The organism is Halioglobus maricola, from assembly GCF_009388985.1.
In the GTDB taxonomy this organism is placed as follows: domain Bacteria; phylum Pseudomonadota; class Gammaproteobacteria; order Pseudomonadales; family Halieaceae; genus Halioglobus; species Halioglobus maricola.
Map to the genome: position 1 here is coordinate 1,417,087 of NZ_CP036422.1, position 21,988 is coordinate 1,439,074.

General features: G+C 58.3%; 25 protein-coding genes. 13 read left to right on the top strand and 12 right to left on the bottom strand.

The genetic code is table 11. The features are described 5' to 3' along the window. Window positions 1-2 precede the first annotated feature (2 nt). The 4 genes from EY643_RS06380 (at window position 3) to EY643_RS06395 (ending at window position 5,195) form a co-directional block, all read left to right on the top strand. Window positions 3-1,718 (top strand): M28 family metallopeptidase, encoded by a 1,716-nt coding sequence (locus tag EY643_RS06380; protein ID WP_205743166.1) that lies wholly within the window; start codon window positions 3-5, stop codon window positions 1,716-1,718. A gap of 16 nt (window positions 1,719-1,734) precedes the next feature. Then, the gene (locus EY643_RS06385; protein WP_152661412.1) at window positions 1,735-3,294 is read left to right on the top strand and encodes an acetolactate synthase large subunit; all 1,560 of its coding nucleotides are present in this window, start codon (window positions 1,735-1,737) and stop codon (window positions 3,292-3,294) included. A gap of 12 nt (window positions 3,295-3,306) precedes the next feature. Then, the gene (locus EY643_RS06390) at window positions 3,307-4,617 is read left to right on the top strand and encodes an ArnT family glycosyltransferase (RefSeq protein WP_152661413.1); all 1,311 of its coding nucleotides are present in this window, start codon (window positions 3,307-3,309) and stop codon (window positions 4,615-4,617) included. A 107-nt stretch (window positions 4,618-4,724) separates the two neighbouring features. Further along, a complete protein-coding gene (locus EY643_RS06395) occupies window positions 4,725-5,195 on the top strand; it encodes a hypothetical protein (RefSeq protein ID WP_152661414.1) in 471 nt (156 codons plus the stop codon). A gap of 6 nt (window positions 5,196-5,201) precedes the next feature. Here the strand turns inward: EY643_RS06395 and EY643_RS06400 are convergent, their stop codons facing one another. Further along, window positions 5,202-6,182 carry a tRNA-dihydrouridine synthase gene (locus tag EY643_RS06400; protein WP_152661415.1) on the bottom strand — a complete coding sequence of 327 codons (981 nt, stop codon included), beginning with the start codon at window positions 6,180-6,182 and terminating at the stop codon, window positions 5,202-5,204. A 197-nt stretch (window positions 6,183-6,379) separates the two neighbouring features. Between EY643_RS06400 and EY643_RS06405 the strand changes: the two genes are divergently transcribed. From EY643_RS06405 to EY643_RS06420, 4 genes are read left to right on the top strand one after another with little or no spacing between them, the layout of a single operon-like run. Beyond that, a complete protein-coding gene (locus tag EY643_RS06405; protein WP_152661416.1) occupies window positions 6,380-6,625 on the top strand; it encodes an OadG family protein in 246 nt (81 codons plus the stop codon). 13 nt (window positions 6,626-6,638) lie between these two features. Beyond that, window positions 6,639-8,429 carry a sodium-extruding oxaloacetate decarboxylase subunit alpha gene (gene oadA / locus EY643_RS06410; protein WP_152661417.1) on the top strand — a complete coding sequence of 597 codons (1,791 nt, stop codon included), beginning with the start codon at window positions 6,639-6,641 and terminating at the stop codon, window positions 8,427-8,429. 6 nt (window positions 8,430-8,435) lie between these two features. Beyond that, entirely contained in the window at window positions 8,436-9,740 is a 1,305-nt protein-coding gene (locus tag EY643_RS06415) for a sodium ion-translocating decarboxylase subunit beta (protein WP_152661418.1), read from the top strand. Window positions 9,741-9,744: 4 nt separating this feature from the next. Continuing rightward, the gene (locus tag EY643_RS06420) at window positions 9,745-10,131 is read left to right on the top strand and encodes an acyl-CoA thioesterase (protein ID WP_152661419.1); all 387 of its coding nucleotides are present in this window, start codon (window positions 9,745-9,747) and stop codon (window positions 10,129-10,131) included. A gap of 13 nt (window positions 10,132-10,144) precedes the next feature. On the opposite strand, the gene EY643_RS06425 is transcribed toward EY643_RS06420, so the two are convergent. From EY643_RS06425 to EY643_RS06455, 7 genes are all read right to left on the bottom strand, one after another. Next, window positions 10,145-10,792, bottom strand: a complete 648-nt coding sequence (locus EY643_RS06425) for a sulfotransferase family protein (protein ID WP_170287303.1) — start codon at window positions 10,790-10,792, stop codon at window positions 10,145-10,147. Between the two features lie 23 nt (window positions 10,793-10,815). Beyond that, complete coding sequence (locus EY643_RS06430) at window positions 10,816-11,079, bottom strand: hypothetical protein (protein WP_152661420.1); 264 nt, start codon at window positions 11,077-11,079, stop codon at window positions 10,816-10,818. A 20-nt stretch (window positions 11,080-11,099) separates the two neighbouring features. Next, window positions 11,100-11,867: a pyridoxine 5'-phosphate synthase gene (locus EY643_RS06435; RefSeq protein WP_152661421.1), complete on the bottom strand. Its 768-nt coding sequence runs from the start codon at window positions 11,865-11,867 to the stop codon at window positions 11,100-11,102. Further along, the gene (locus EY643_RS06440; protein ID WP_152661422.1) at window positions 11,864-12,445 is read right to left on the bottom strand and encodes a peptidylprolyl isomerase; all 582 of its coding nucleotides are present in this window, start codon (window positions 12,443-12,445) and stop codon (window positions 11,864-11,866) included. The genes EY643_RS06435 and EY643_RS06440 overlap by 4 nt, the downstream gene beginning before the upstream one ends. An 11-nt stretch (window positions 12,446-12,456) precedes the next feature. Next, window positions 12,457-13,131 carry a TIGR04211 family SH3 domain-containing protein gene (locus EY643_RS06445; protein ID WP_152661423.1) on the bottom strand — a complete coding sequence of 225 codons (675 nt, stop codon included), beginning with the start codon at window positions 13,129-13,131 and terminating at the stop codon, window positions 12,457-12,459. Between the two features lie 89 nt (window positions 13,132-13,220). Beyond that, window positions 13,221-13,520, bottom strand: a complete 300-nt coding sequence (locus tag EY643_RS06450; RefSeq protein WP_152661424.1) for a YciI family protein — start codon at window positions 13,518-13,520, stop codon at window positions 13,221-13,223. Between the two features lie 4 nt (window positions 13,521-13,524). After that, window positions 13,525-14,124 (bottom strand): inner membrane-spanning protein YciB, encoded by a 600-nt coding sequence (locus tag EY643_RS06455; RefSeq protein WP_152661425.1) that lies wholly within the window; start codon window positions 14,122-14,124, stop codon window positions 13,525-13,527. Window positions 14,125-14,216: 92 nt separating this feature from the next. Between EY643_RS06455 and EY643_RS06460 the strand changes: the two genes are divergently transcribed. Genes EY643_RS06460 through rluB form a run of 5 tightly spaced genes read left to right on the top strand, consistent with a single transcriptional unit; the run spans window position 14,217 to window position 18,318 of the window. Further along, a complete protein-coding gene (locus EY643_RS06460; protein WP_240732844.1) occupies window positions 14,217-15,077 on the top strand; it encodes a PHP domain-containing protein in 861 nt (286 codons plus the stop codon). Next, window positions 15,074-15,697: an L-threonylcarbamoyladenylate synthase gene (locus tag EY643_RS06465; protein WP_152661426.1), complete on the top strand. Its 624-nt coding sequence runs from the start codon at window positions 15,074-15,076 to the stop codon at window positions 15,695-15,697. The genes EY643_RS06460 and EY643_RS06465 overlap by 4 nt, the downstream gene beginning before the upstream one ends. Window positions 15,698-15,734: 37 nt before the next feature. Next, a complete protein-coding gene (locus tag EY643_RS06470; RefSeq protein WP_420841638.1) occupies window positions 15,735-16,616 on the top strand; it encodes a segregation and condensation protein A in 882 nt (293 codons plus the stop codon). A gap of 1 nt (window position 16,617) precedes the next feature. After that, a complete protein-coding gene (scpB, locus tag EY643_RS06475; protein WP_152661427.1) occupies window positions 16,618-17,424 on the top strand; it encodes an SMC-Scp complex subunit ScpB in 807 nt (268 codons plus the stop codon). Between the two features lie 9 nt (window positions 17,425-17,433). Further along, a complete protein-coding gene (gene rluB / locus EY643_RS06480) occupies window positions 17,434-18,318 on the top strand; it encodes a 23S rRNA pseudouridine(2605) synthase RluB (protein ID WP_152661428.1) in 885 nt (294 codons plus the stop codon). 14 nt (window positions 18,319-18,332) lie between these two features. Here rluB and EY643_RS06485 read toward each other — a convergent pair whose 3' ends face one another. The 4 genes from EY643_RS06485 to EY643_RS06500 are packed head-to-tail and all read right to left on the bottom strand — an operon-like array spanning window position 18,333 to window position 21,804. Continuing rightward, on the bottom strand, window positions 18,333-19,091 hold the full coding sequence (locus EY643_RS06485; RefSeq protein ID WP_152661429.1) for a YciK family oxidoreductase: 759 nt from the start codon (window positions 19,089-19,091) through the stop codon (window positions 18,333-18,335). 12 nt (window positions 19,092-19,103) lie between these two features. Continuing rightward, on the bottom strand, window positions 19,104-19,766 hold the full coding sequence (locus EY643_RS06490; protein ID WP_240732845.1) for an HAD family hydrolase: 663 nt from the start codon (window positions 19,764-19,766) through the stop codon (window positions 19,104-19,106). Further along, entirely contained in the window at window positions 19,763-20,473 is a 711-nt protein-coding gene (gene ubiG / locus EY643_RS06495; protein WP_152661430.1) for a bifunctional 2-polyprenyl-6-hydroxyphenol methylase/3-demethylubiquinol 3-O-methyltransferase UbiG, read from the bottom strand. Before ubiG ends, EY643_RS06490 begins: the two co-directional genes overlap by 4 nt. Next, window positions 20,470-21,804 carry a TRZ/ATZ family hydrolase gene (locus tag EY643_RS06500; protein ID WP_152661431.1) on the bottom strand — a complete coding sequence of 445 codons (1,335 nt, stop codon included), beginning with the start codon at window positions 21,802-21,804 and terminating at the stop codon, window positions 20,470-20,472. Before EY643_RS06500 ends, ubiG begins: the two co-directional genes overlap by 4 nt. Window positions 21,805-21,988: the final 184 nt, after the last annotated feature.

The following is a 21,988-nucleotide window of genomic DNA, read 5'->3' on the forward strand; positions in this document are numbered from 1 at the left end:
CCTTGCGCAAATTAATCGCTATGTTGGGCGCCGCACTGCTGGTTGCCGCCTGTGATTCCGGCAGCGATGCCTCAGTGACACCGCCGCCCGAAGGTAAGCAAGGTGTATCTCAATTGGCCGTCGCGCTCAGCCCCGACGCCACAATTGATGCGGAACTGCATCAGCACATTGCCGAGCTGGCATCTGATGCCTATATGGGGCGTGAGCCCGGCACCGAAGGTGAGGAATTGACCGTTGCCTACCTGGTAAAGCACTTTGAAGCGCTGGGGCTTGAACCGGGGAATGATGGCGACTGGTTTCAGCAGGTACCGATTACCGCCGTAACTTCCTCGCCCGAGGCCGTTTTGTCTATTCGCGGGGCCGACTACAGCGCCGAGCTGAACTACGGCGACCAGATGATGGCGATGACAACCCGGCAGCTTGACCAGGTCTCGATAGAAGATTCCGAGCTGGTATTTGTCGGCTACGGCATCAATGCGCCAGAGCGAGGCTGGAATGATTACGCCGGAATCGACGTGACGGGTAAAACGGTCGTGGTGCTCGTCAATGATCCGGGTTTCGCCACTCGGGATCCAGCGTTATTCAATGGCAATGCGATGACCTACTACGGCCGCTGGATCTACAAATATGAGGAAGCGGCTCGCCAGGGTGCTGCGGGTGTGCTGATTGTGCACGAGACTGCGCCGGCAGCATACGGCTGGGGCGTAGTGCGCAACAGCTGGTCCGGTCCCCAGATCCGTCTGACCGATGCCAATGCCAATGCCCACAGGGTGGCGATAGAAGCCTGGTTGCCTCTGGAACAGGCCGAGGCCCTGTTCTCTGCAGCGGGTCTGGACTATGGCGAACAGAAAGCGGCAGCAGCAAGCGGCGATTTTACGCCGGTGCCATTGGGCGACCTGCGCGCTTCAATGACACTTGAGAATACGCTTACCAGTGCCAGTAGCCACAATGTCGCAGCTCTTATTCCCGGTACCAGGTATCCCGATGAGGTCGTGATCTATACCTCTCACTGGGATCACCTTGGTGTGCGGGAAGGCGAGGGAGATGACAATATTTACAACGGGGCCAGCGATAATGCATCCGGCACCGCCGCGTTGCTTTCATTAGCGCGCATGTATATGGAACTGCCCCAGCGACCCGAGCGCTCTATCCTATTCCTGGCTGTCACCGCCGAGGAGTCGGGCCTGCTAGGTTCCCAATGGTACGGTGAAAACCCTATTTTCCCGCTGGCAAAGACCGTCGCCAATTTCAATATGGACAATATAGCCTCAGGCACGGTGGGTTTAACCCAGTCCGTCGCCGTGGTTGGGTATGGCAACAGTGAATTGGAGAGTTACCTGGAAGAGGCCGCTGCAGAGCAGGGCAGGGCCGTGGTCCAGGAGCCGTTTCCAGAGAAGGGCTACTATTATCGCTCCGATCACTTTTCCCTGGCGCGCGTCGGCGTGCCCGCCCTGTACCTCACACGCGCTACCGACAGTATCGAGCACGGTCATGAGTGGGGGGCGAAGCGTCTTGCCGATTATCGTAAACACCACTACCACAAGCCTTCTGACGAATACGACCCGTCCTGGGATCTCAGCGGTTCGGTACAGGAAGTGCAACTGCTGTTTGCGATGGGCCGGCGCCTGGCTGCCAACCGTGAGTTCCCGCGTTGGAACGAAGGCGTTGAGTTCAAGGCGGCGCGCGATGCCAGCCTGAGCGAATCTGCAAACAAGTGAACAAAGGAATACCCGCATGAATGGTGCTGAAAGCCTGCTGACAACCCTGACCAATAACGGCGTGAATGTTTGTTTCACTAACCCCGGTACATCGGAGATGCATTTCGTCGCCGCGCTGGATGAAGTAGCAGAGATGCGCTGTGTATTGTGCCTTTTTGAGGGGGTTCTCAGTGGCGCTGCCGATGGTTACGCACGTATGACCGGTAAGCCCGCTTCGACCCTGCTGCATCTTGGACCAGGGCTCGGCAATGCGCTGGCCAATATCCACAATGCGAAGAAAGGCCATTCTCCAATGGTGAATATCGTAGGTGACCACGCCACGTATCACCTGGAGTACGACGCGCCGCTGACATCAGATATCGAAGCTATCGCCGGTCCCGTCTCGCACTGGGTGCACACCTCCCGATCGCCGGAGGACATTGCGCGCGACGGTGCCGAGGCGGTTCGCCAGGCTGGGTTCTCACAAATTGCGACCCTGATGCTGCCGGCGGATGTGTCCTGGAGCGACAATCCTAACGGTGCCGAGGCAGCAGTCCAGATCGTCGGTCCCTTAGCGGTGCCTGCCGAGCGTATTGATGACGCTGCAGCGCGTCTTTCATCGGGTGCGAACACGCTGCTTCTGCTTGGTGGCCGCGAAGTCAGCAAAGAGCATGGTCTGCTGGCGGACCAGATCGCCCAGGCCACCGGTGCCCGGGTGCTTATCGAAGTTTTGCCTGGCAAGGTAGCGCGGGGCGAGGGCACCGCGACAATCGAGCGCCTCGCTTATCTCGCGGAGCTGGCTATCGACAGTTTGAAAGACGTCGAGCAATTGATACTCGTTGGTGCAACCGACCCGGTCTCGTTTTTCGCCTACCCGGGGGTGCCCAGTGCGATCGCCCCCGATGCGGCCGAGCGTTTTGTGCTGGCGGGACCGAATGACGATATCGATGGTGCCCTGACAGCGCTTGCGGGCGCTGTCGGGGGCACCGCAATCGAGCCGAGGGTTCACGCGCTGGACCTTCCGGACCTTGCGCAAGGAGAACTCGATGCGGGCATGGTGGGTATGGCGATAGCCCATCACCTGCCAGAGGACGCGATTCTTGTTGACGAAGGCATCACCAGCGGAATGATGGTGAATATGTTCACCGGCGCCGCGCGCCGGCATACACAGCTCAACCAGACAGGTGGCAGTATTGGGTGGGGCCTGCCTGCGGCGCTAGGTGCTTCGATCGCCTGTCCCGATCGTAAAGTTGTCTGTATCGAGGGCGACGGCAGTGCAATGTATACGATCCAGGCGCTCTGGAGTATGGCGAGGGAAAATGCGGATGTGACGATCGTTATATTTAACAACCGCAAATACTCCATTCTGGAAATGGAGTACGGCCGTACCGGCGCCCGTGACGGCGTGCCTGGTCCAAGTGCGGCCAGCACCCTGGATATCGGCAACCCGGATATGGATTTTGTCGCCATGGCTCAGGGTATGGGTGTGCAGGCAGCTCGCGCCACAACTGCGGAAGAGTTTAACGCGTTGTTTTCAGAGGCTATGTCTCAGCAGGGTCCGCGGCTGATAGACGCAATTGTCCCAACGGTGTTCTAGAGAGACTCGGCGTTGAAGAATAACGCTCTGCGAGATTCGACCTGGTGGTTTGTACTGGGCTTTAGTCTGTGTCTTCTGGCAGGCGCTGTGTTGAGATTTGGCTACAACGAAGCCACCGTTAACGCCACTGCGATACAGGCTGACGCGGCCAGCTACGTTCGCTACGCAAATAATTTGTTACATCACGGCGTATTCTCCAAACAACGCGCTGAGAACCCACAGCCGGATTCATATTGGGCGCCCGGCTACCCTGCGTTTCTTGCTGCCTTGATGATCGGTGGTGAATCTCTTGGATTGGAGAGCTATCGCCTTATTCTTGCGGTACAGGCGCTGTTAGGCGTATTTACTATTTATTTTACCGGGCTGATAGCAGCCCGCTTACTCCCCTTCGGATTGGCGCTGCTGCCGCCTGCTCTGGTGGCCTTGTCCCCTCATCTCGTGGCGGTGGGTCAGAATCTTCTGACTGAGACACTGTTCGGATTCCTTATTGTCGCTGGCTTGTACTTTTTGATTGAGGGCATTTATCGACAGGAAAGGGGCAGGCTGCTCGCGGGCGGTGTTGTTCTGGCGTTAGCCTGGTGGGTGAATCCAGTGTCACTCTTGTTGGCCCCTGCGCTGGCGCTGGCGATAGTGTGGTATTGGTTCAGGAAGGGGGAGGCGCCGCAACATGCCCCAGTCATATTGGCCGGAGTTATACTGCCTGTCGTTCTGACTGCGGGTGCCTGGTCAATGCGCAACCAAATCCAGGTGTCAGCGAGTGAGCTGACCTCCGCAGATCGACTGTTAACAAATCTGATTATTGGCATGCACAGTGATTTTCACGCTATCTGGCGTGTCAACAAGCGCGATCCTTCAAACCCCGCGGATATCGACAGGAAGGAGATTGATGGGGACTACGCTAAGTTCGCTGAGAGGTGGGCCGCCAAAGTGACAGCGGACCCACTGGGTATGCTGAACTGGTATCTACTGGAAAAACCGCGGGTATTATGGGGCTGGGAGGTTCAGATAGGTTTTCGGGATATATACATCTATCCCATTCAGTACTCTCTCTACGATGTCTCCCCTGTCGCCGGGGCTACGTACTCTGTAATGCGCACGCTACACCTGCCTTTGTTGGTACTGGGCCTGTTGGGTGTGCTTGTTGCGCTCGGCGACAGGTCTTCGATTACCCCCATGATATTGTGCATCACGCTGTTGTATATCACGTTTGTTTATTTGGCGACCCAGTCCGATCCGCGCTATTCGTTCCCGCTCAGGGGCCCGCTGTATATTCTGGCGATCTATTTCCCCTACAGGGCCTGGAATTTGCTCCTCAGGCGTTGATTGGCGCCGAAACCCATGTGTCTGTCGCTCACGGCAATGCTCTTTGTCAGTCCCCTGCGCTGAAATAGCCAGCATGGAAAACATGCTCGAAAGAGGAGACAGACGTGATGACAATCTTTAGCCGCATTTTTGGCCGCCGTGGCGCCAGCGAAAATCAACTGGGCTATGTCGAGGCACAGCGCAAGGTGTTGGATTACGCCAGATATCTCGAAGACTCGCCGGTCATGCCGGGCCGCGTAGTGGATGAAAGTGATTTGCCCCATTCCAAGCGCGAACTGAAAGCCTCGCTGCTCAAGTGCATAGGTAACAGCGATGACGCACGTCTGAGTGAACACCTCAAAAGTGGCTACTTGATGCTGTCAGCCTTCCAGTCGGGGGTGGGGGTGAAGGCCCTGGGTACCGATTTTGCGAACCTCGATTTGGAACGGGATCCCATGGACATCGCGACAGAGATTGAGGAGAGCCAGGAGATTGCCAATTTCTGGAAGGCCTGGGTTCAATCTGAGCTGGAGCAATTACAGCAGGACATATACGCACTGGAGCTGGAACTCGCCCAGCCCATGCAAGCCTCCGCCTGAGTCAGTTCAGGCCACACTGCGTCCGACTGCGGGCGCAGCTTTCACTTCTGCTGCTAACTGAGCACGCAAGGCTTCGGGATCTCTGAGGCGTTTTATGTTCTCGAACAAGATCGCAGCCTGCGGGTAGTAGCTTCTGAGATATACCAGCCACTGTTTAATGGGGTTGCCCACGCAATGAGCGTCGTAGGCGTCGATAGTCGCCTCGAGGTAGGTCTGCACCAGTAACAGTACTTCTTCCCAGCGCAAGGGCGCCCGGTCTTCAGCCATGTCATCGGCGCGGATGAGGTCTGGCAGGTCCGGGCGGCAAAGGGCGCCGCGCCCCAGCATCAGATCCTCGCAGCCACTCACTTCCCGACAGCGCCGGGCATCATCCGGGCTCCAGATTTCACCGTTGGCGATGACGGGAATGTCCAGAAGCTCGCGGGCGATGGCAATTTCCTCCCAGTAGGCTGGTGGTCGATAGCCATGGCGCTTGGTGCGAGCGTGTACGGTGAGTTCATCTGCACCTGTCTCGCCAATACCACGCACAATATCTTCAAACAGCGCGCCGTCTTCGTAACCCAGACGCGTTTTGACGGTAACGGGAACGGAAGAGGGCACAGCGGCGCGCGCAGCACTGGCAATAGCTGCCACGTGTTCCGGATTGCGCAGCAGTATGGAGCCACCGTTGGAATTGTTGACGGTTTTCGCGGGGCAGCCAAAGTTCAGGTCAATTCCCGCGGCTCCCAGTTCTGCTGCACGAGCAGCGTTTTCCGCGACCACCTGGGGATCGCCGCCAAGAATCTGGACGAACACGGGCACGCCGGAGGGGGTTACGCCGCCTTGTTTTAATTCGGGACAATAGCGGTGAAACACGCGCGGAGGTAGTAGCTGGTCGTTTACGCGCACGAACTCGGTGACACAGCGATCCACCTTGCTGACAGATGTGAGCAAGGTGCGCATGGTGTGGTCAACGACGCCCTCCATGGGGGCGATCATCAGTCGCATGGTGTTTTCTCGAGATTGGAGTGCTTGGGTGTCGCAGGCCGCGAATTATACGCCCGGCCACCTTCCAGGGGAATATCGAGCATAGCTACAACTAATGGCGCAATAATGGCACTACCAGGCCAGCTGTTTTATGATTGAGGTCTTCCGTCCGGAGTCAGGGCAGGCTTTGGCTCCTCCTTTTTTGTAACGGTACTGAGATGACAGACGATATTGTTAGCCAGGGTGTCGAGTTGATGCTTTATGGCATGGGCACCGTAGTCGTGTTTCTGGCGCTGCTGGTGGTGATCACGACGTTTATGTCTACCGTGATAACGCGCTACTTTCCCGAGGCTCCCGCACCTGCGCCGGTGCCACGTAAACCTGTCGCGTCGGCGGCCGCGCAGGGTGAGGTAATCGCGGCTATATCCGCGGCCGTTCATCAGCACCGCAGCAACAAACAGTAAATAGAGGTCACCCATGGATGAGAATAGGCGCCCTCTGGGCATTACCGATGTCGTTTTACGCGACGCCTCCCAATCGCTGCTGGCCACGCGGGTCCGTATCGAAGACATGCTGCCCATTGCTGCCAAACTGGATCAGGTGGGATTCTGGTCACTGGAAACCTGGGGTGGGGCGACTTTCGATGCGTGCATCCGCTATCTGGGTGAAGATCCCTGGGAGCGCATTCGCGAGCTGAAAAAGGCTATGCCGAATACGCCGCAGCAGATGTTGTTTCGCGGCCAGAATATCCTCGGCTATCGTCACTATGCTGATGACGTTGTCGAAAAATTTGTTGAGCGCGCCGCCCATAACGGCGTGGATGTGTTCCGCGTGTTCGATGCCATGAACGATATGCGCAATATCGAAGTGGCCTTGCAGGCGGTCAAAAAAGTGGGCAAGCACGCCCAGGGCACGATTTCCTATACCTCCAGCCCGGTGCACAATATTGACTCCTGGGTTGCCCAGGGGAAGTTAATCGAGGACATGGGCGCGGACTCCATCGCGATCAAGGATATGGCGGGCCTGCTTCACCCCTATGAGGGCTATGAGCTGGTCAAACGCCTTAAAGCCTCCTGCGATATTCCCATCGGCCTGCATTGTCATGCAACCACAGGCCTCTCCACGTCCACTATCCTCAAGTGTGTCGAGGCGGGTATCGACAATGTCGACACGTCCATTTCTTCCATGTCCATGACCTATGGTCATTCGCCGACGGAATCGGTGGTCGCCATGCTGCAGGGCACTGACCGCGACCCAGGCCTGGATATACATCTGCTGGAAGAGATTGCGGCGTACTTCCGCGATGTGCGGAAGAAGTACGCTAAAAACGAAGGCTCGCTACGCGGGGTCGATTCCCGCATTCTCGTGGCCCAGGTGCCCGGTGGCATGCTCACTAATATGGAAAGCCAGCTCAAGGAGCAGGGCGCTGCTGATAAGCTCGACGAGGTGCTCGAGGAGATTCCCCGGGTGCGCGAGGACCTTGGATACATTCCCCTGGTGACACCCACTTCCCAGATTGTGGGCACCCAGGCAGTGATTAACGTGCTCACAGGTGAACGCTACAAGTCTATCTCCAAGGAGACCGCTGGTATTCTCAAGGGTGAGTACGGTGCGGCGCCGGCGCCGGTTAATGCAGAATTACAGGCGCGTGTGCTCGAAGGCAAGGAGGCGATCAGCTGTCGCCCTGCAGACCTGCTCGAGCCTGAACTCGATGTTTTGAGCACCGAGCTTCGTAAGCTGGCAGCGGAGAAGAATGTCGCCCTGACCGCCGGTGAGGGCGAAATCGACGATGTCCTCACCTATGCGCTGTTTCCCCAGATTGGCCTTAAGTTCCTGGAAAACCGCGGCAATCCCGATGCCTTTGAACCGCGCCCTGGTAGTGAGCCCGAGCCCCCGGCGGTAGCCGCGCCTGTGGCTGCGGCCAGCGCTGCAGAGGTCTACACCGTCAAGGTCAATGGCACCGCCTACGTGGTCGAAGTCAGTGATGGGGGCGACATTTCCAGTATTGCACCGGTGGCTGCCCCTGCCACCGTTGCGCCCGTCGCCAGCAGTGAGGCAGAGCCACTGCCGGCCCCGCTTGCGGGGAATATTTTCAAGGTCAACGTCGCACCGGGCGACAGTGTTGCCGCGGGGGACGTCATTATCATCCTCGAGGCGATGAAAATGGAAACCGAGGTACGCGCCAGCCGCGATGGCACTGTTGCCAGTGTTGATGTCAAGGTGGGGGATTCCGTCGCTGTCGGCGAAACCCTGATTACGCTGGGCTAACTGGCGATGGAAAATTTGCTCATTCTCTGGAATTCCTCCGGCCTCGCCCAGGTGCAGCTCGGTCAGGTAGTCATGATGGCTATCGGCCTTTTGCTATTGTTCCTGGCCATTCGCAAGAATTTCGAACCGTTACTCCTGGTCCCGATTGGCTTTGGTGGCATTCTGGCGAACATTCCCGGTGCTGGCCTGGCCTATTCGGCGGTGGAGAATGCACTGCAGGCGGCAGACCCTGCGCTGCTGGGCGAGTTCGCCAGCACGCTGGGCCTGGCGACCTTTGAAAGCACCAAGGATCTGCTGATTGCTTACGACAACGCAGGCGCATCAGCTCACCTTGCTGCCGAGCAACTGGCCCGGGATGCCGGCCATGGCAACGGTATGTTGTATACCTTTTACTCTGTGGCCATCGCCTCAGGTATCGCGCCGCTGGTGATTTTTATGGGAGTAGGGGCGATGACAGACTTCGGCCCGCTGCTCGCCAATCCCAAGACCCTGTTTCTGGGTGCGGCTGCCCAGTTCGGTATCTTTGCCACTGTGCTCGGCGCTGTGGGACTGACCTCCGTCGGCGTGATGGATTTCAGCGTGGCCGATGCGGCGGCTATCGGTATCATCGGTGGCGCAGATGGCCCCACTGCGATCTATGTGTCCAGCGTACTGGCGCCCGACCTGCTCGGCGCTATTGCGGTAGCTGCTTATTCCTATATGGCGCTGGTGCCACTGATTCAGCCGCCGATCATGCGTGCGCTGACCACCGAGGACGAGCGCAAGATTGAAATGGTGCAACTGCGGCCGGTCTCCCAACGGGAGAAAATTGTCTTTCCGCTGGCGTTACTTATATTGGTGGCGCTGTTACTGCCCGACGCAGCACCGCTGCTGGGCATGTTTTGTTTCGGCAACCTGATGAAAGAATGCGGTGTGGTCGATCGACTGTCTGACACGGTCCAGAATGCTTTGATCAATATCACAACCATCTTCCTGGGTTTGTCTGTGGGCTCAAAGCTGGTCGCTGATAAATTCCTCGATGTGAACACGCTTGGGATTCTCGGCCTGGGTATTGTTGCTTTTGGTATCGGCACTGCGTCGGGCGTGTTGATCGCCAAGGCAATGAATCGCTTCGGTTCCACTCCGATCAATCCGTTAATAGGATCGGCTGGGGTTTCCGCTGTGCCTATGGCCGCGCGCGTAAGTAACAAGCTCGGCCTCGAGGCCAACCCGCACAACTTCCTGTTGATGCATGCCATGGGCCCGAATGTGGCGGGAGTGATTGGTTCTGCCGTTGCTGCAGGTGTCATGATCAGTCTCGTTGGAGGTTGATCACATGAGCATTCCGATTACGCGGATCAAGCCGCGCTTTAATGAGACCGACGCCCTGGGGCATATCAACAACGCGGCGATGTCAGTCTGGTTCGAGGTGGCCCGGATTGACGCCTTGGATTATCTGCGGGGTGGCCCCAGGTCCGAAGGTCGCTGGCTGGTAGCTTCAGTGACCATCGACTATCTGAGAGAGACCTTTCACGGCACAGATGTGTTAATCCAGATGACTGCCGTGACCGCAGGCAATACTTCGCTGACCATGAAGTGTGAGATGCAGCAGGGCGACACGCTGGTCGCCCGGGGCAGTGCAGTATTGGTGCATGTGGATATGAAAACCAAGCAGACGATACCTGTGCCGGATGTTATCCGTGAGGCTCTCGCCCGCCTGTAGCGCCAGTTCAGGCCTAGCCCTGGTAGCCGAGCACCGCCTGGAAACCCTTATCCATGATGTTCCTGATCAGGCCCTGAATCGCTTCGGTGTCGTTGACGTGGGGGAAGGTTTCTTCCGGGGCAGGTAACTCCAAAAATTGACACAGTGGTTCCCAGCCGTCAGCTACCTCAAATACCAGGAGTCGTTCAGGGTCAATGTACTCGCGAACAGCGGCGGTATGTTCGTTGAACCGCCGGACAAGGTGCTCGCGTTCGTGCATACGACCGTCAAAGTAGTCGTTAATCGTCGCCTTCATATAGGCGCCTGCCTCAGTATCCGGCAGAAAGGCGATCCACTCTTCACCAAAGATCGTGTCCTGAACTGATCGGAACCATTTTTCCGGGTCGCGGACAGTGTGAATCACTTTTGCTTCAGGGTAGAAGTCCGCCAGGGCAGCAAAACTTGTCGAGGCGGGGAAGTCCACCGTAGCAGTGAACCCCCTGAAGATTGCCTCCCAGTCCGGCGTTTCGGTGCCCACCGCTTCCCAAAGCTTCCAGTGCGATGGCCCCTGCGGAAAGCACTCCACCATGTGGTAGCAGGGGAACCCCAGCTGCTCGAGAGCGGCCTTTAGCGACATGGTGCCGGTTCTGCCGAAGCCTGCGCCTATAATATCCAATGCCATGGTGAACTCCCTGGGAGTAGCGTTTACTCAGACGGTGTGGAAATAGCTTCCTTCACCTTGTCCATGTCTACCGACTCGCTGGCTTTCTGCTTGTCCACTGAGTCATAGGCTTTCTTGTAGTCGACGCTATCGCCACTGACGGCTTCGGTCATTTTATCGGTGTCCACCGATTGCACGGCCTTATCCGTGTCCACGGCCTCAACCAGTTTGCCGAGATCTTGCGCGGATGCCGTACCGGCAATAGGCAGTAAGCTGAGGATGAGGGTCTGAAGAATACGTTTGTTCATAGATGTAGATCCTGTCGTTGTCATTGTTTACCGAGTGCGTGCTGGTAGGCGCGTATGCTGTTGGCGAGCCCCTGATGGATGGCATCCACTGTCAGGGCATGGCCGATAGAGACTTCGAGTAGCCCCGGCACTTCTGTAGTAAAGCGGGGCAAGTTGTGTAGGTCAAGGTCGTGGCCTGCATTGAGTCCCAGGCCTTCCTCTGCCGCGACTTCCGCGGCGCGGATGAACTCTCCCAGTACCTTGTCGACATCTGTATTGGTTTTAAAGGCATGGGCATAACGTTCAGTATAGAGCTCGATCCGATCGGTGCCGGTCTGGGCGGCGAGACGAATTTGTTCTGGATCGGGGTCCATGAACAGGCTGGTCCTCATGCCCAGTGATTTGAGCTCTGCTACCAGCGGCGCAACCCGATCGCCATCGCGCTTAAGGTCGAAGCCATGATCGGAGGTGAGCTGGCCGTCGCCATCGGGGACCAGAGTGACCTGGGCAGGGCGGATGTCCTTTACTAATTCCATGAAACCGGGGTAGTCGGTCACTCCCTCTCGCTCGCTTTTGCGAGCGCGGGTGAAGGGGTTGCCCTCGATATTGAATTCAACGTCCAGCATGGCTGCCAGGTCGTAACAATCCTGGGCGCGGATATGACGCTGATCCGGCCGAGGGTGGACCGTAATGCCATCGGCTCCCGCGTCTATGCACATCTGTGCATGGCCCGGCACACTGGGGTTGGTGGTGTCCCTGGAATTACGGATCAAGGCAATCTTGTTGAGGTTGACCGACAGGGCGATCACAGCAGGGATTTCCGTTTCACCTCAATAATAGTGACGGTGTCTGTCGGTACGTCGCTGTGCCCACCTGCATTGCCCGTGGGGACGGTGGCGATGAAGTCCACGACTTTCATGCCTTCGATGACTTCGCCAAACACAGTGTAGCCCTCGCGCCCTGGCGCCCAGTCCAGACGCAGATTATTGCGCAGGTTGACGAAGAACTGGGAGGTTGCGGAATCCGGGTCATTGGTCCGCGCCATGGCAATCGTGCCGCGGGTATTGTGCAGGCGGTTTTTCGATTCATTCACAATCGGGTCATTCGGCGGTTTTTCGCTCATATCCGCCAGGAAACCACCGCCCTGGATCATGAAGTCAGGAATCACGCGGTGGAAGATTGTGCCGTTGTAGTAACCCTCATCGACGTATTTGAGAAAGTTTTCCACGCTGATGGGCGCCTTGTCGCGGAACAGGCGCAGGGTGAAACTGCCATCGGAAGTTTTGACGGTTACCAACGGGTTGGGCAGTGGGGTTTCTTCTCGCTCGGCTGCGCTTGTTAAAGGCGCAAGTACCAGGGCCAGGGCGAGCGTGAAAATTCTGAGCATTGTGTATCTCCTTACCAGCTGGATCCCCAGCTTGAGGGTTTGCGGCGCTTGGGCCAGAGGCGGGGGACTACCAGAGTAATAATCACACCCAGCAGTACAGCGAGCGCGCCATTCATGAAGGCCTCGCTCTTTAGCTTGTCAGTCAGGCGCAGGTTTTCTGCTTCGAGCGTATCTACTTCGGCGCGCAGGTTTTCTGCTTCCTCTACGAGCCGCCGGTTGTCGATATCAAGTTGTACCGCGTTACCGGAAATAGTTTTGAGTTCAGCCAGTTCCTCAGACACAGAAACCAGATCGGCCTCGGTGCTGGTAATGCGGTTTAGCAACTCGACTTTCTCGCCCTGCAGCGTGCCCAGATCGTTGCTGAGATTGGCGTTTTCATCAGACAGTTGATCCGCTCGCGCTACGGCCTGGGGAAGTTTGACCTGGGCGGGGCTGTCGGCGGTGAGAAATTCGGTGCGAACCCAGCCGGGGGTGCCGCGGGCAGTTGTGACTTCGGTCCAGTCGCCCTGGGAGCGGCCAGCGCTGAGGCGAGTGCCCGGAGTCAGTTTGGCTGCCCAGCGATACTCTGCGCCGGGCCCCTTGTGCAGGACAATAAAGACCTTGTCGCTGACATAGCGTGTTTCCTGAGCCTGGAGGGTAGTGGCCAGCAATAGCGAAAGCAGCAGGACGGGCAGGGAGCGCAGCAAAATGGGAACCTCGATGATTCTTTGGTGATTCTTTGAATGGGGGCGCTAGTTTAACGCCCCTGCGGGGGTATTTGTAGGCGTGGAGTGGTTTAGGGCAGGACCTTTTTGTAGGGCTTTACCGTGACCTTGGAGAATACGCCGGCGTCTACATAGGGATCGGAGTCCGCCCAGGCGGTGGCTGCTTCCAGACTGTCGAACTCGGCGATGATCAGGCTGCCAGTGAAGCCCGCTTCACCGGGATCTTCAGTGTCGAGCGCAGGGTGGGGGCCTGCGACCAGCAGTCGCCCGGCATCCACCAGTTCCTGAATACGTTCCAGGTGGGCGGGGCGCGCGCCAGCGCGCAGCGAAAGGCTGTTTTCTACGTCTTCGCAGAGAATGGCATACAACATGATGTCAGGCTTCCTGATTGTCGGTGAGCGGTGCTTCTTCTTTAATATGGGGGCTGACGATAATCGCGGTCAGCACAGTCAGTACCAGCGTGAAACCAATGGCAGAGTAAAGTTTGTAGCTGACCCAGGTGGCTTCAGAGTAGCCGTAGGCGACGACCAGATTGAGTGCGCCGACGATGGTGAAGTTGCTCACCCACAGCAAGTTCAGTTTGGTCCATATGGGCCTTGGCAGAACGATCTGGCTGCCCAGAGTACGCTCCATCAGGTTTTTGTCGCCGATGAATTGGGAGCCGCCGAAGGCGAGCGCGAGCACCCAATTGAAAATAGTGGGCTTCCACTGGATAAAGAGCTCGTTGCGCAGCACCAGGGTGGCACCACCGAAAACAAGAATAGCCGCGGCCATCCACAGGGCGCGCTTCTCCAATCGTCCACTGAAGGCGAAAGTCAGGCCGACCTGAGCGACGGTGGCGACCATCAACACGGCTGTCGCGCTGAAAATGCCATCAAAAGTGTAGGCCCAGCTGCCCAGGGCCATGGTCTCGCCGTCGAGTTGGTAGACGACGAAAAAGAGGGCGATGGGGATAAATTCTGCCAATTGCTTCATGGTGTGCCCTGTACCTCGGCTGTTACTATGGGTTTTCCCCATGATTATTGTTCGCTCGGCACCCCGTGCCGCAGCGCCTAAGTGTAAAGATTGTGCTGATCGACTTCCATACCCATACGACAGCTTCTGATGGTGCCCTGACGCCCAGGGAGCTCCTGCAGCGCGCCAGTGAGGCGGGCATCGACCTGTTTGCTATCACCGATCACGATACGATGGCAGGCTATCTCGAGGCCAGTCAATTCCAGTTGGACTATCCCACGGTGAAACTGGTTCCCGGGGTAGAGGTGTCCTGTCGCTGGTCTGCCACGACTATTCATGTAGTGGGCCTTGGGGTGGATTGCCAGCATCCGGCCATGTGCGAAGGGCTTGCAGAACTTGATACGGCGCGCACGGCCAGGGGGATCAAGATTGCTGAGCGCCTGGCTAGCCGAGGCTTCCCCGGCGCGCTCGAAGGGGCTCAGATCGAGGCTGGGGGCGGCCAGCTGGGCCGGCCACACTTTGCCAGCTGGATGGTGGCGCAGGGGCATGTGCCTGACCACAACACCGCCTTTGACAAGTATCTGGGGCAGGGTAAGCCGGGGGATGTGAAGGCATTCTGGCCAGAGCTCGCCCGGGCGGTGGCCTGGATCGTCGATGCGGGTGGTATCGCAGTGCTGGCGCATCCACTCAAGTACAAGTACACCCGGATGAAGCTCAGGCGCCTTGTGCAAGACTTTGCCGAAGCCGGGGGCACAGCGGTTGAGGCCCTCAGCGGTCGCCAGACGCCGGACCAGACTGCCCAGCTCCTGCGGCTGGCGGAGGATTTTGAACTGGACGTATCCGCCGGCAGTGATTTTCACAGGGATGGGCCCTATAGCCCCCGCTTGGGTGTAGAATTGCTCCGGCTTGAGGCCCGGTCGGGAGTGTGGCGACACTTCGAGTCGGCGCAAGAGAACCCAGAGGAGGCCCGGTGACCCAGTTTTTACAAATCCATCCAGAGAACCCGCAGGCGCGCCTGGTGCGCCAGGCCGTGGATATTATCCGTGACGGCGGCGTGGTGGCCTACCCCACAGACTCCGCCTATGCCCTGGGTTGCCATATTGGTGACAAGAATGCCCTGGATCGAATTCGCAGGATTCGTCAACTGGATGATCGTCACAATTTCACCCTGGTGTGTCGCGATCTCTCCGAGATCGCCACTTACGCCCGGGTCGACAACGCCGCTTACCGGCTGCTCAAGCACTGTACGCCCGGCCCCTATACGTTCATCCTGCGGGCCACTTCCGAGGTCCCCCGGCGCCTGATGCACCCCAAGCGGAAAACGGTTGGCCTCAGGGTTCCGGACAACGCGATTGCCCAGGCCCTGCTCGCGGATCTCGGCGAACCCATGATGAGCGTTACCCTGATCATGCCGGGTGACGAGTATCCCCTGATCGACCCCTACGACATTCGCGAGACCTTGCAGCACCACGCTGATTTAGTGATCGATGGCGGCTACTGTGGGATGGAAGCGACCACGGTTGTGGATATGGTGGAAGACACTCCTCTGGTGATGCGCGCCGGTAAGGGTGATATTGCCCCATTCGAGGACTGATCCTGTATACTGGTCTCAGACAATTACAGGTAATCCCGTGTCAGCCAACGAACCCGAATCCGAAGTACCCGTAGAAGCCCCAGAGGCTTCCGCTGAGGCGCCTGAATCGGCTGTGCCCACCGGTCCGGAATTCCCCCAACAGGGAGAGATGCCCTTCGCTGTGGTGATGGGGCAGGCAGTCACGGAACTGCCCAAGGATTTGTACATTCCGCCGCAGGCGCTTGAAGTCTTTCTCGAGGCATTCGAGGGGCCGCTGGATCTGCTGCTGTACCTGATTAAGCGTCAGAATCTCGATATTCTCGAGGTCGATGTGTCCAAGATCACCCAGCAGTACATGCACTACGTCGATCTTATGGACGCCATGCAGTTTGAACTCGCGGCGGAGTACTTGCTGATGGCGGCAATGCTCGCCGAGATCAAGTCACGGATGTTGCTGCCGCGCTCTACCGATATTGACGAGGACGAGGAAGATCCGCGCGCCCAGTTGATCCGGCGCCTGCAGGAATACGAGCGTTTCAAAAAGGCTGCCGAAGACATCGAGGAAATGCCCCGCATGGAGCGGGACACCTGGGTGGGTAGTGCCAACCCTCCGGACATTAATCGTGTGCGGCCTGACCCTGACGTCGACATGCGCGAGCTTCTGGTTGCGCTGTCTGAGGTGTTGCGCCGTGCTGATATGTATGAGAGCCACCACATCCAGCGAGAAGCCCTGTCTACCCGGGAACGGATGTCGGATGTGCTGGAACAACTGGCAGGGCAGCAGTTCGTGCCGTTTGTGTCACTGTTTTCGGCAGAAGAAGGACGTCTGGGCGTGGTGGTCACGTTCCTGGCGGTAATGGAATTGATCAAGGAATCACTCGTGGAAATTGTTCAGACCGACTCTTTCGGTCCTATCCACGTCAAGGCAAGGTCTGAATAACATGGCGGAAACAGGTCTGGTACAGATCCTCGAAGGCGCACTACTGGCTGCGGGCAAGCCGCTCACTGTGGCGCAGCTGGCTGAGCTGTTTGAAGAACACGAGCGGCCCGAAAACGCTGCTATCCGCGAGGCCATGAAAGAAGTTGCCGAGCGCTGCGACGATCGCGGCTTTGAGCTGGTGGAAGTGGCGAGTGGGTTTCGTTTTCAGGTGCGCCAGAATCTGAGCCCCTGGGTGGCACGTCTGTGGCAGGAGCGCCCGGCCAAGTACTCCCGCGCTCTGCTCGAGACCCTGGCACTCATTGCCTATCGCCAACCTATCACCCGTGGTGAGATCGAAGAGATTCGCGGTGTGGCGGTGAGTTCGAATATTATCAAAACGCTGCACGAGCGTGAGTGGATCCGGGTTGTCGGGCATCGCGATGTGCCTGGCCGTCCCGCCATGTATGCCACTACACGCCAGTTCCTCGATTACTTTAACCTCAAGAACCTCGATCAGTTGCCCGCGCTCGCCGAGATCCGCGATCTGGAAACACTCAATGCCGAGCTCGGCTTTACTGAGCCGCTGCCCGAGAGTGCAGCGCCCGCGGCTGATGAGGGGTCCGAGCCCGCCGCATCCGAGGCTGAAGGTGATGGCCCGGGACTCACTGTCGTAGGCGGAACGGACCACGTCGAAGCAGACGAACCTTACGCTGAGTTTATCGTGGCCGAGGAACTTGCTGAGGCCATGACGGACCTCACCGAAGCTGCTGAACCCGAAGCTGCTGAAGAAGAACCTGAAGCCTCCGCCAACCCCGAACAGCAGGTCTGATAGCGATTCATGTCATCCCCCTATACAGAGGAGCCTGCCGACGACGCCAAGCCCGCTCCCTCGGTCCCTGGCGAAAAACTGCAGAAGGTTCTTGCGCGCACTGGCATTGGTTCGCGTCGGGAAATGGAGCGCTGGATTGAAGCAGGACGGATTCTCGTTAACGGCAAGGTGGCCAGGCTAGGCGATCGAGTTATCGATCGCGATCGCATCAGCGTTGACGGACGGCCACTTGATCGCGCGCCAGCACAGGAAACCCGCTGCATTCTGTATCACAAGCCAACTGGTGAGGTTTCCTCACGCAAGGATCCCCAGGGTCGGCGCACCGTTTTCGAGCGCCTGCCCAAGCTAAAAGCCGGGCGCTGGATTTCGATAGGCCGGCTCGATTACAACACCTCTGGCCTGTTGTTGTTCACCACCGACGGCGATCTCGCCAATTCCCTGATGCATCCCTCGTCTAATATCGAGCGCGAATACATGGTGCGGGTCATGGGTGAGTGGGACGAGGCAATGCTCAGTCGCTTGCTTGAAGGGGTGATGCTCGATGATGGTGTTGCCCGCTTCACTGACATCCAGGACGGCGGCGGTGACGGCATAAATCACTGGTTTTACGTGGTTATCATGGAGGGTCGTAACCGCGAGGTGCGCCGTCTGTGGGAATCTCAGGGGCTGACCGTGTCGCGCCTCAAGCGAGTGCGCTACGGCGACGTGTTTATTCCGTCCAAGGTCAAGCAGGGCCAGTGGGTGGAGCTCCACTCGAAAGAAGTCAAAAGCCTGTACCGCCTGGCCGGCATGGAACTCAAAGACCAGAAACGCTCCAGCGTAAAAGAGCGCGAGGTCATGGAGCGCCAGTTCAATAAGCGCCGTGGGCGCCCGCCTGCCCGCAAAAAGCGCTAGTGATAACTGAAGGACTACTGCGCGTCGAATGAGACGCCAGTAGTGCCTGCGCTATCCTCTCCCATCAAATACAGATAAGTCCCCATAATCTCCTCGGGTGAGGGGTTCTTCTCGGGGTGCTCCGCCGGGTAGGCAGTGCGCCGCATCGTGGTATTGGTGGCGCCGGGATTGATGCAGTTCACACGGATATTTGACGTCTCCACCAATTCCTCTGACAACACCTGCATGAGCCCCTCGGTGGCAAATTTGGACGCGGCGTAGGCGCCCCAGAATGCGCGACCCGTGCGGCCCACTCCAGAAGACGTGAACACGATAGATGCGCTGGGTGAAGCCTGTAGCAACGGCAGCAGGTGGCGGGTCAGGAGAAATGCCGCATTTACATTCACCTGCATGACTTCCTGCCAGGCGGTATAAGTAGCGCTCTGGATAGGGCGGCGTTCGCCAAGCACGCTCGCGTTGTGCAGCAGGCCGTCTATCTGGCCGAATTCATCGGCCAGTCCGGCCACCAGTTGCATGCACTGCTCTTCGGTCACGGTGAGCAGGTCCATGGGCACGATGGCCGGTTTAGCATGGCCTGCCGCTTCGATCTGGTCATAGAGAGCGTCCAGTTTGCCTTCGGTGCGCCCCAGCAAAATCACAGTGGCACCATGAGCCGCGTAGGCGAGGCTTGCGGCGCGCCCGATGCCGTCGCCGGCGCCGGTGACAAGAATGGTTTTACCCTCCAGTAGATTTTCGGCAGGCTGGTAGTCGGCGGGTGCAGTTGCAATGTTCATTAACGGAGCTCGTCAGTCGGTGAGTATCAGGTTTATCAGGTCTTCGCTGCGAGGGGCAATTATGTCCGCGCCCCAGGATTCAGCGCTGTCGTCTGGCTCGATATAGCCATAGGCGGCGGCAATCGTATACATGCCCGCGCGCTTGCCCGCTTCGATGTCGCGCACGTGGTCGCCCACGTAGATCGCCTGGTGCGGTGTGCAGCCCAGTTCACGACAGTTGAGGTACAGGGATTCCGGGTGTGGTTTGCGATCTTTGACGTCGTCCGGGCAAACCAGGCTGGGGCAGTACAGGCCGATCCGGGGTAGCAGCGGTTCGGCGTAGGCACGTGGTTTGTTGGTCGCCACGCCCCAGGATATGCCGCGCTCGGCAAGTTCATCGAGCAACTCGGTAATCCCGGGGTAAGGCGTCGCCTCGGTCCCCAGTACCTCGGTGTACAGTTCGAGCAGGCGCAGCCGCTTGCTCTCAAATTCGGGTGCCTCGAAATCGATGTCCAGGCCCAGCTTCACCAGTGCTCTTGCGCCATTGGAAACCGATGCGCGGATGCGTTGCGGGTCCATCTCTGGTAGCCCGTGTTCAGCGCGTAGCTTCTGCACCACGACGACAAATTCCGCTGCCGTATCGACGAGGGTGCCATCCAGGTCAAACAATACTGCCTGCAGGTCCCTGGGCATCATGCGGGTTTCACCGCGTGCACCATGTAGTTCACGCTGACATCGCTCGGGTTGAGGCGATAGATCCGGGTGAGCGGATTGTAGGTCAGGCCGGTCTGATCTTTTAGCAGCAGGCCGGCATCGCGAATCCAGCCCGCCATTTCAGAGGGCTTGATGAACTTGTCGTATTCGTGCGTGCCCGCTGGCAGCAACTGCAGAATATGTTCGGCGCCGACGATGGCGAAGGCGTAGGCCTTCAGATTGCGGTTAATGGTGGAAAAATAGAGGTTGCCGCCGGGTTTGGCCATGTCGGCACAAGCCTGGATGATCGCTCCGGGATCGGGCACGTGTTCCAGCATTTCCAGACAGCACACGACGTCGAATGCGCCTGGCTCGCGCTCGGCCAGTTCCTCGGCGGTGCTCTGTTGGTAATCCACTTCGACACCGGATTCCAGGCCGTGCAGTTTGGCCACGGACAGTGGCGCCTCGCCCATGTCGATGCCGGTGACAGTCGCGCCGCGCTGGGCCATGGCTTCTGCCAGTATCCCGCCGCCACAGCCAACGTCCACCAGGCGTTTGCCTGCAACGGGTGAAATGCCGTCGATGTAGTTGGCACGCAATGGATTGATGTCGTGCAGTGGTTTGAATTCGCTATTGCGGTCCCACCAGCGCGAAGCCAGCGCTTCGAACTTGGCGATTTCTGCGGGATCTACGTTGGATTCTGTGCTCATGCCTTGTTTGTCATCTCAATTTTTTGGCGCCATTGATCTGCTCGCGCGAGCAGGTCTGGCAGGTCGATACGGATAAGTTCGCGGTCTTGGAGCAGTTGTTGGCCGGCTATCCAGCTATGCCGGACCTGGCTGCCGTTACAGCTGTATACGAGCTGCGATAGCGGGTGGAACAGGGGTTGGCATTCCGGGCCGGTGAGGTCGACTGCAATGAGGTCTGCCTGCTTGCCAACTTCCAGGCTGCCAACCAGCTCATCGAGGCCGAGTGTGCGGGCGCCACCCAGGGTCGCCATGTACAAGGCGTCGGCAGCGGGAAGCGCGGTGGCGTCTTCGCTGTGCAACTTGGCGAGGAAAGAGGCGCTCTGCATCTCGCCAAACATATTGAGGTCGTTGTTACTGGCCGCGCTGTCCGTGCCCAGAGCGAGGTTGACACCGGCCTCCAATAATTTTTTGACCGGAGCGATCCCCGAGGCAAGCTTCATGTTGGATTGAGGGCAGTGCACCACGGATGCACCGGTCTTGACCAGGGTTTCAATGTCCTGGTCACCCAGATCGGTCATGTGCACGCACTGGGTGCGGGGCCCTAGCAGGCCGATGGCGTTCAGTGTGTCGATTGGGCGCTCGCCATTCGCTTCAACCGCTTGCAGGACTTCGCCGGCGGTCTCGTGCAGGTGGATCTGGATGCCCGCATCCAGTTCCGCTGCCAGCGTGGCCACTTTTTGGAGATTCTCTCGCGACACGGTGTAGGGGGCGTGCGGCCCAAAGGCGATGTTTACAAGGTCCAGATGCTTGGTCTCGTCCCGCAGGCGCAGACCCTTGCTGATGTATTCGTCGGCGTTGCGGGCCCAGTTGCTGGGGAAGTCCAGGACCGGGAAGCTGAGCTGGCAACGCATACCCAGGCGTTGGGCCGTCTGGGCGCAGGTGTCCGGGAAGAAATACATGTCAGAAAATGTCGTGGTGCCGGAGCGGATCATCTCTGCGATAGCGAGTTCGGTGCCGTCGGCGACAAATTCAGCGCTCACATGGGCGCCTTCTGCGGGCCAGATATGATTTTCCAGCCAGGGCATGAGGGGCAGGTCATCGGCATAGCCGCGCAGCAAACTCATCGCGGCGTGCCCGTGTGCATTGATCAGGCCGGGGGTCAATGCGTGGCCTGGCAGCTCGATAACCCTGCCGGCCTCAATGCCAGCGGTTTCATCCCGCGGCAGGATAGCGCTGATGCGCTGGCCAGTTATGGCCAGGCTGTAGTTTTCCAGCACTGTCCCTCGGGGCACAACCGGTACCAGCCACTCGGGGTGAATCAGGGTGTCGACGCTGCTTGGAATCTGGCTCATTACGGCCCTTCTTTGGTCAATTTTCCACCAGCTTTGGCGCTGCTTGGAGAGCGCGTCACCAGTGGGCGGAGAGTATACCCCTAGAGAGCCGTAATTGTCGGTGAAATTCAGTAAAAACGTGGTAGTTACGCGGTCAATTCCGTATAATCGGCGGTTGGTATTCAGGGGCGTTCCGGCACTTTTC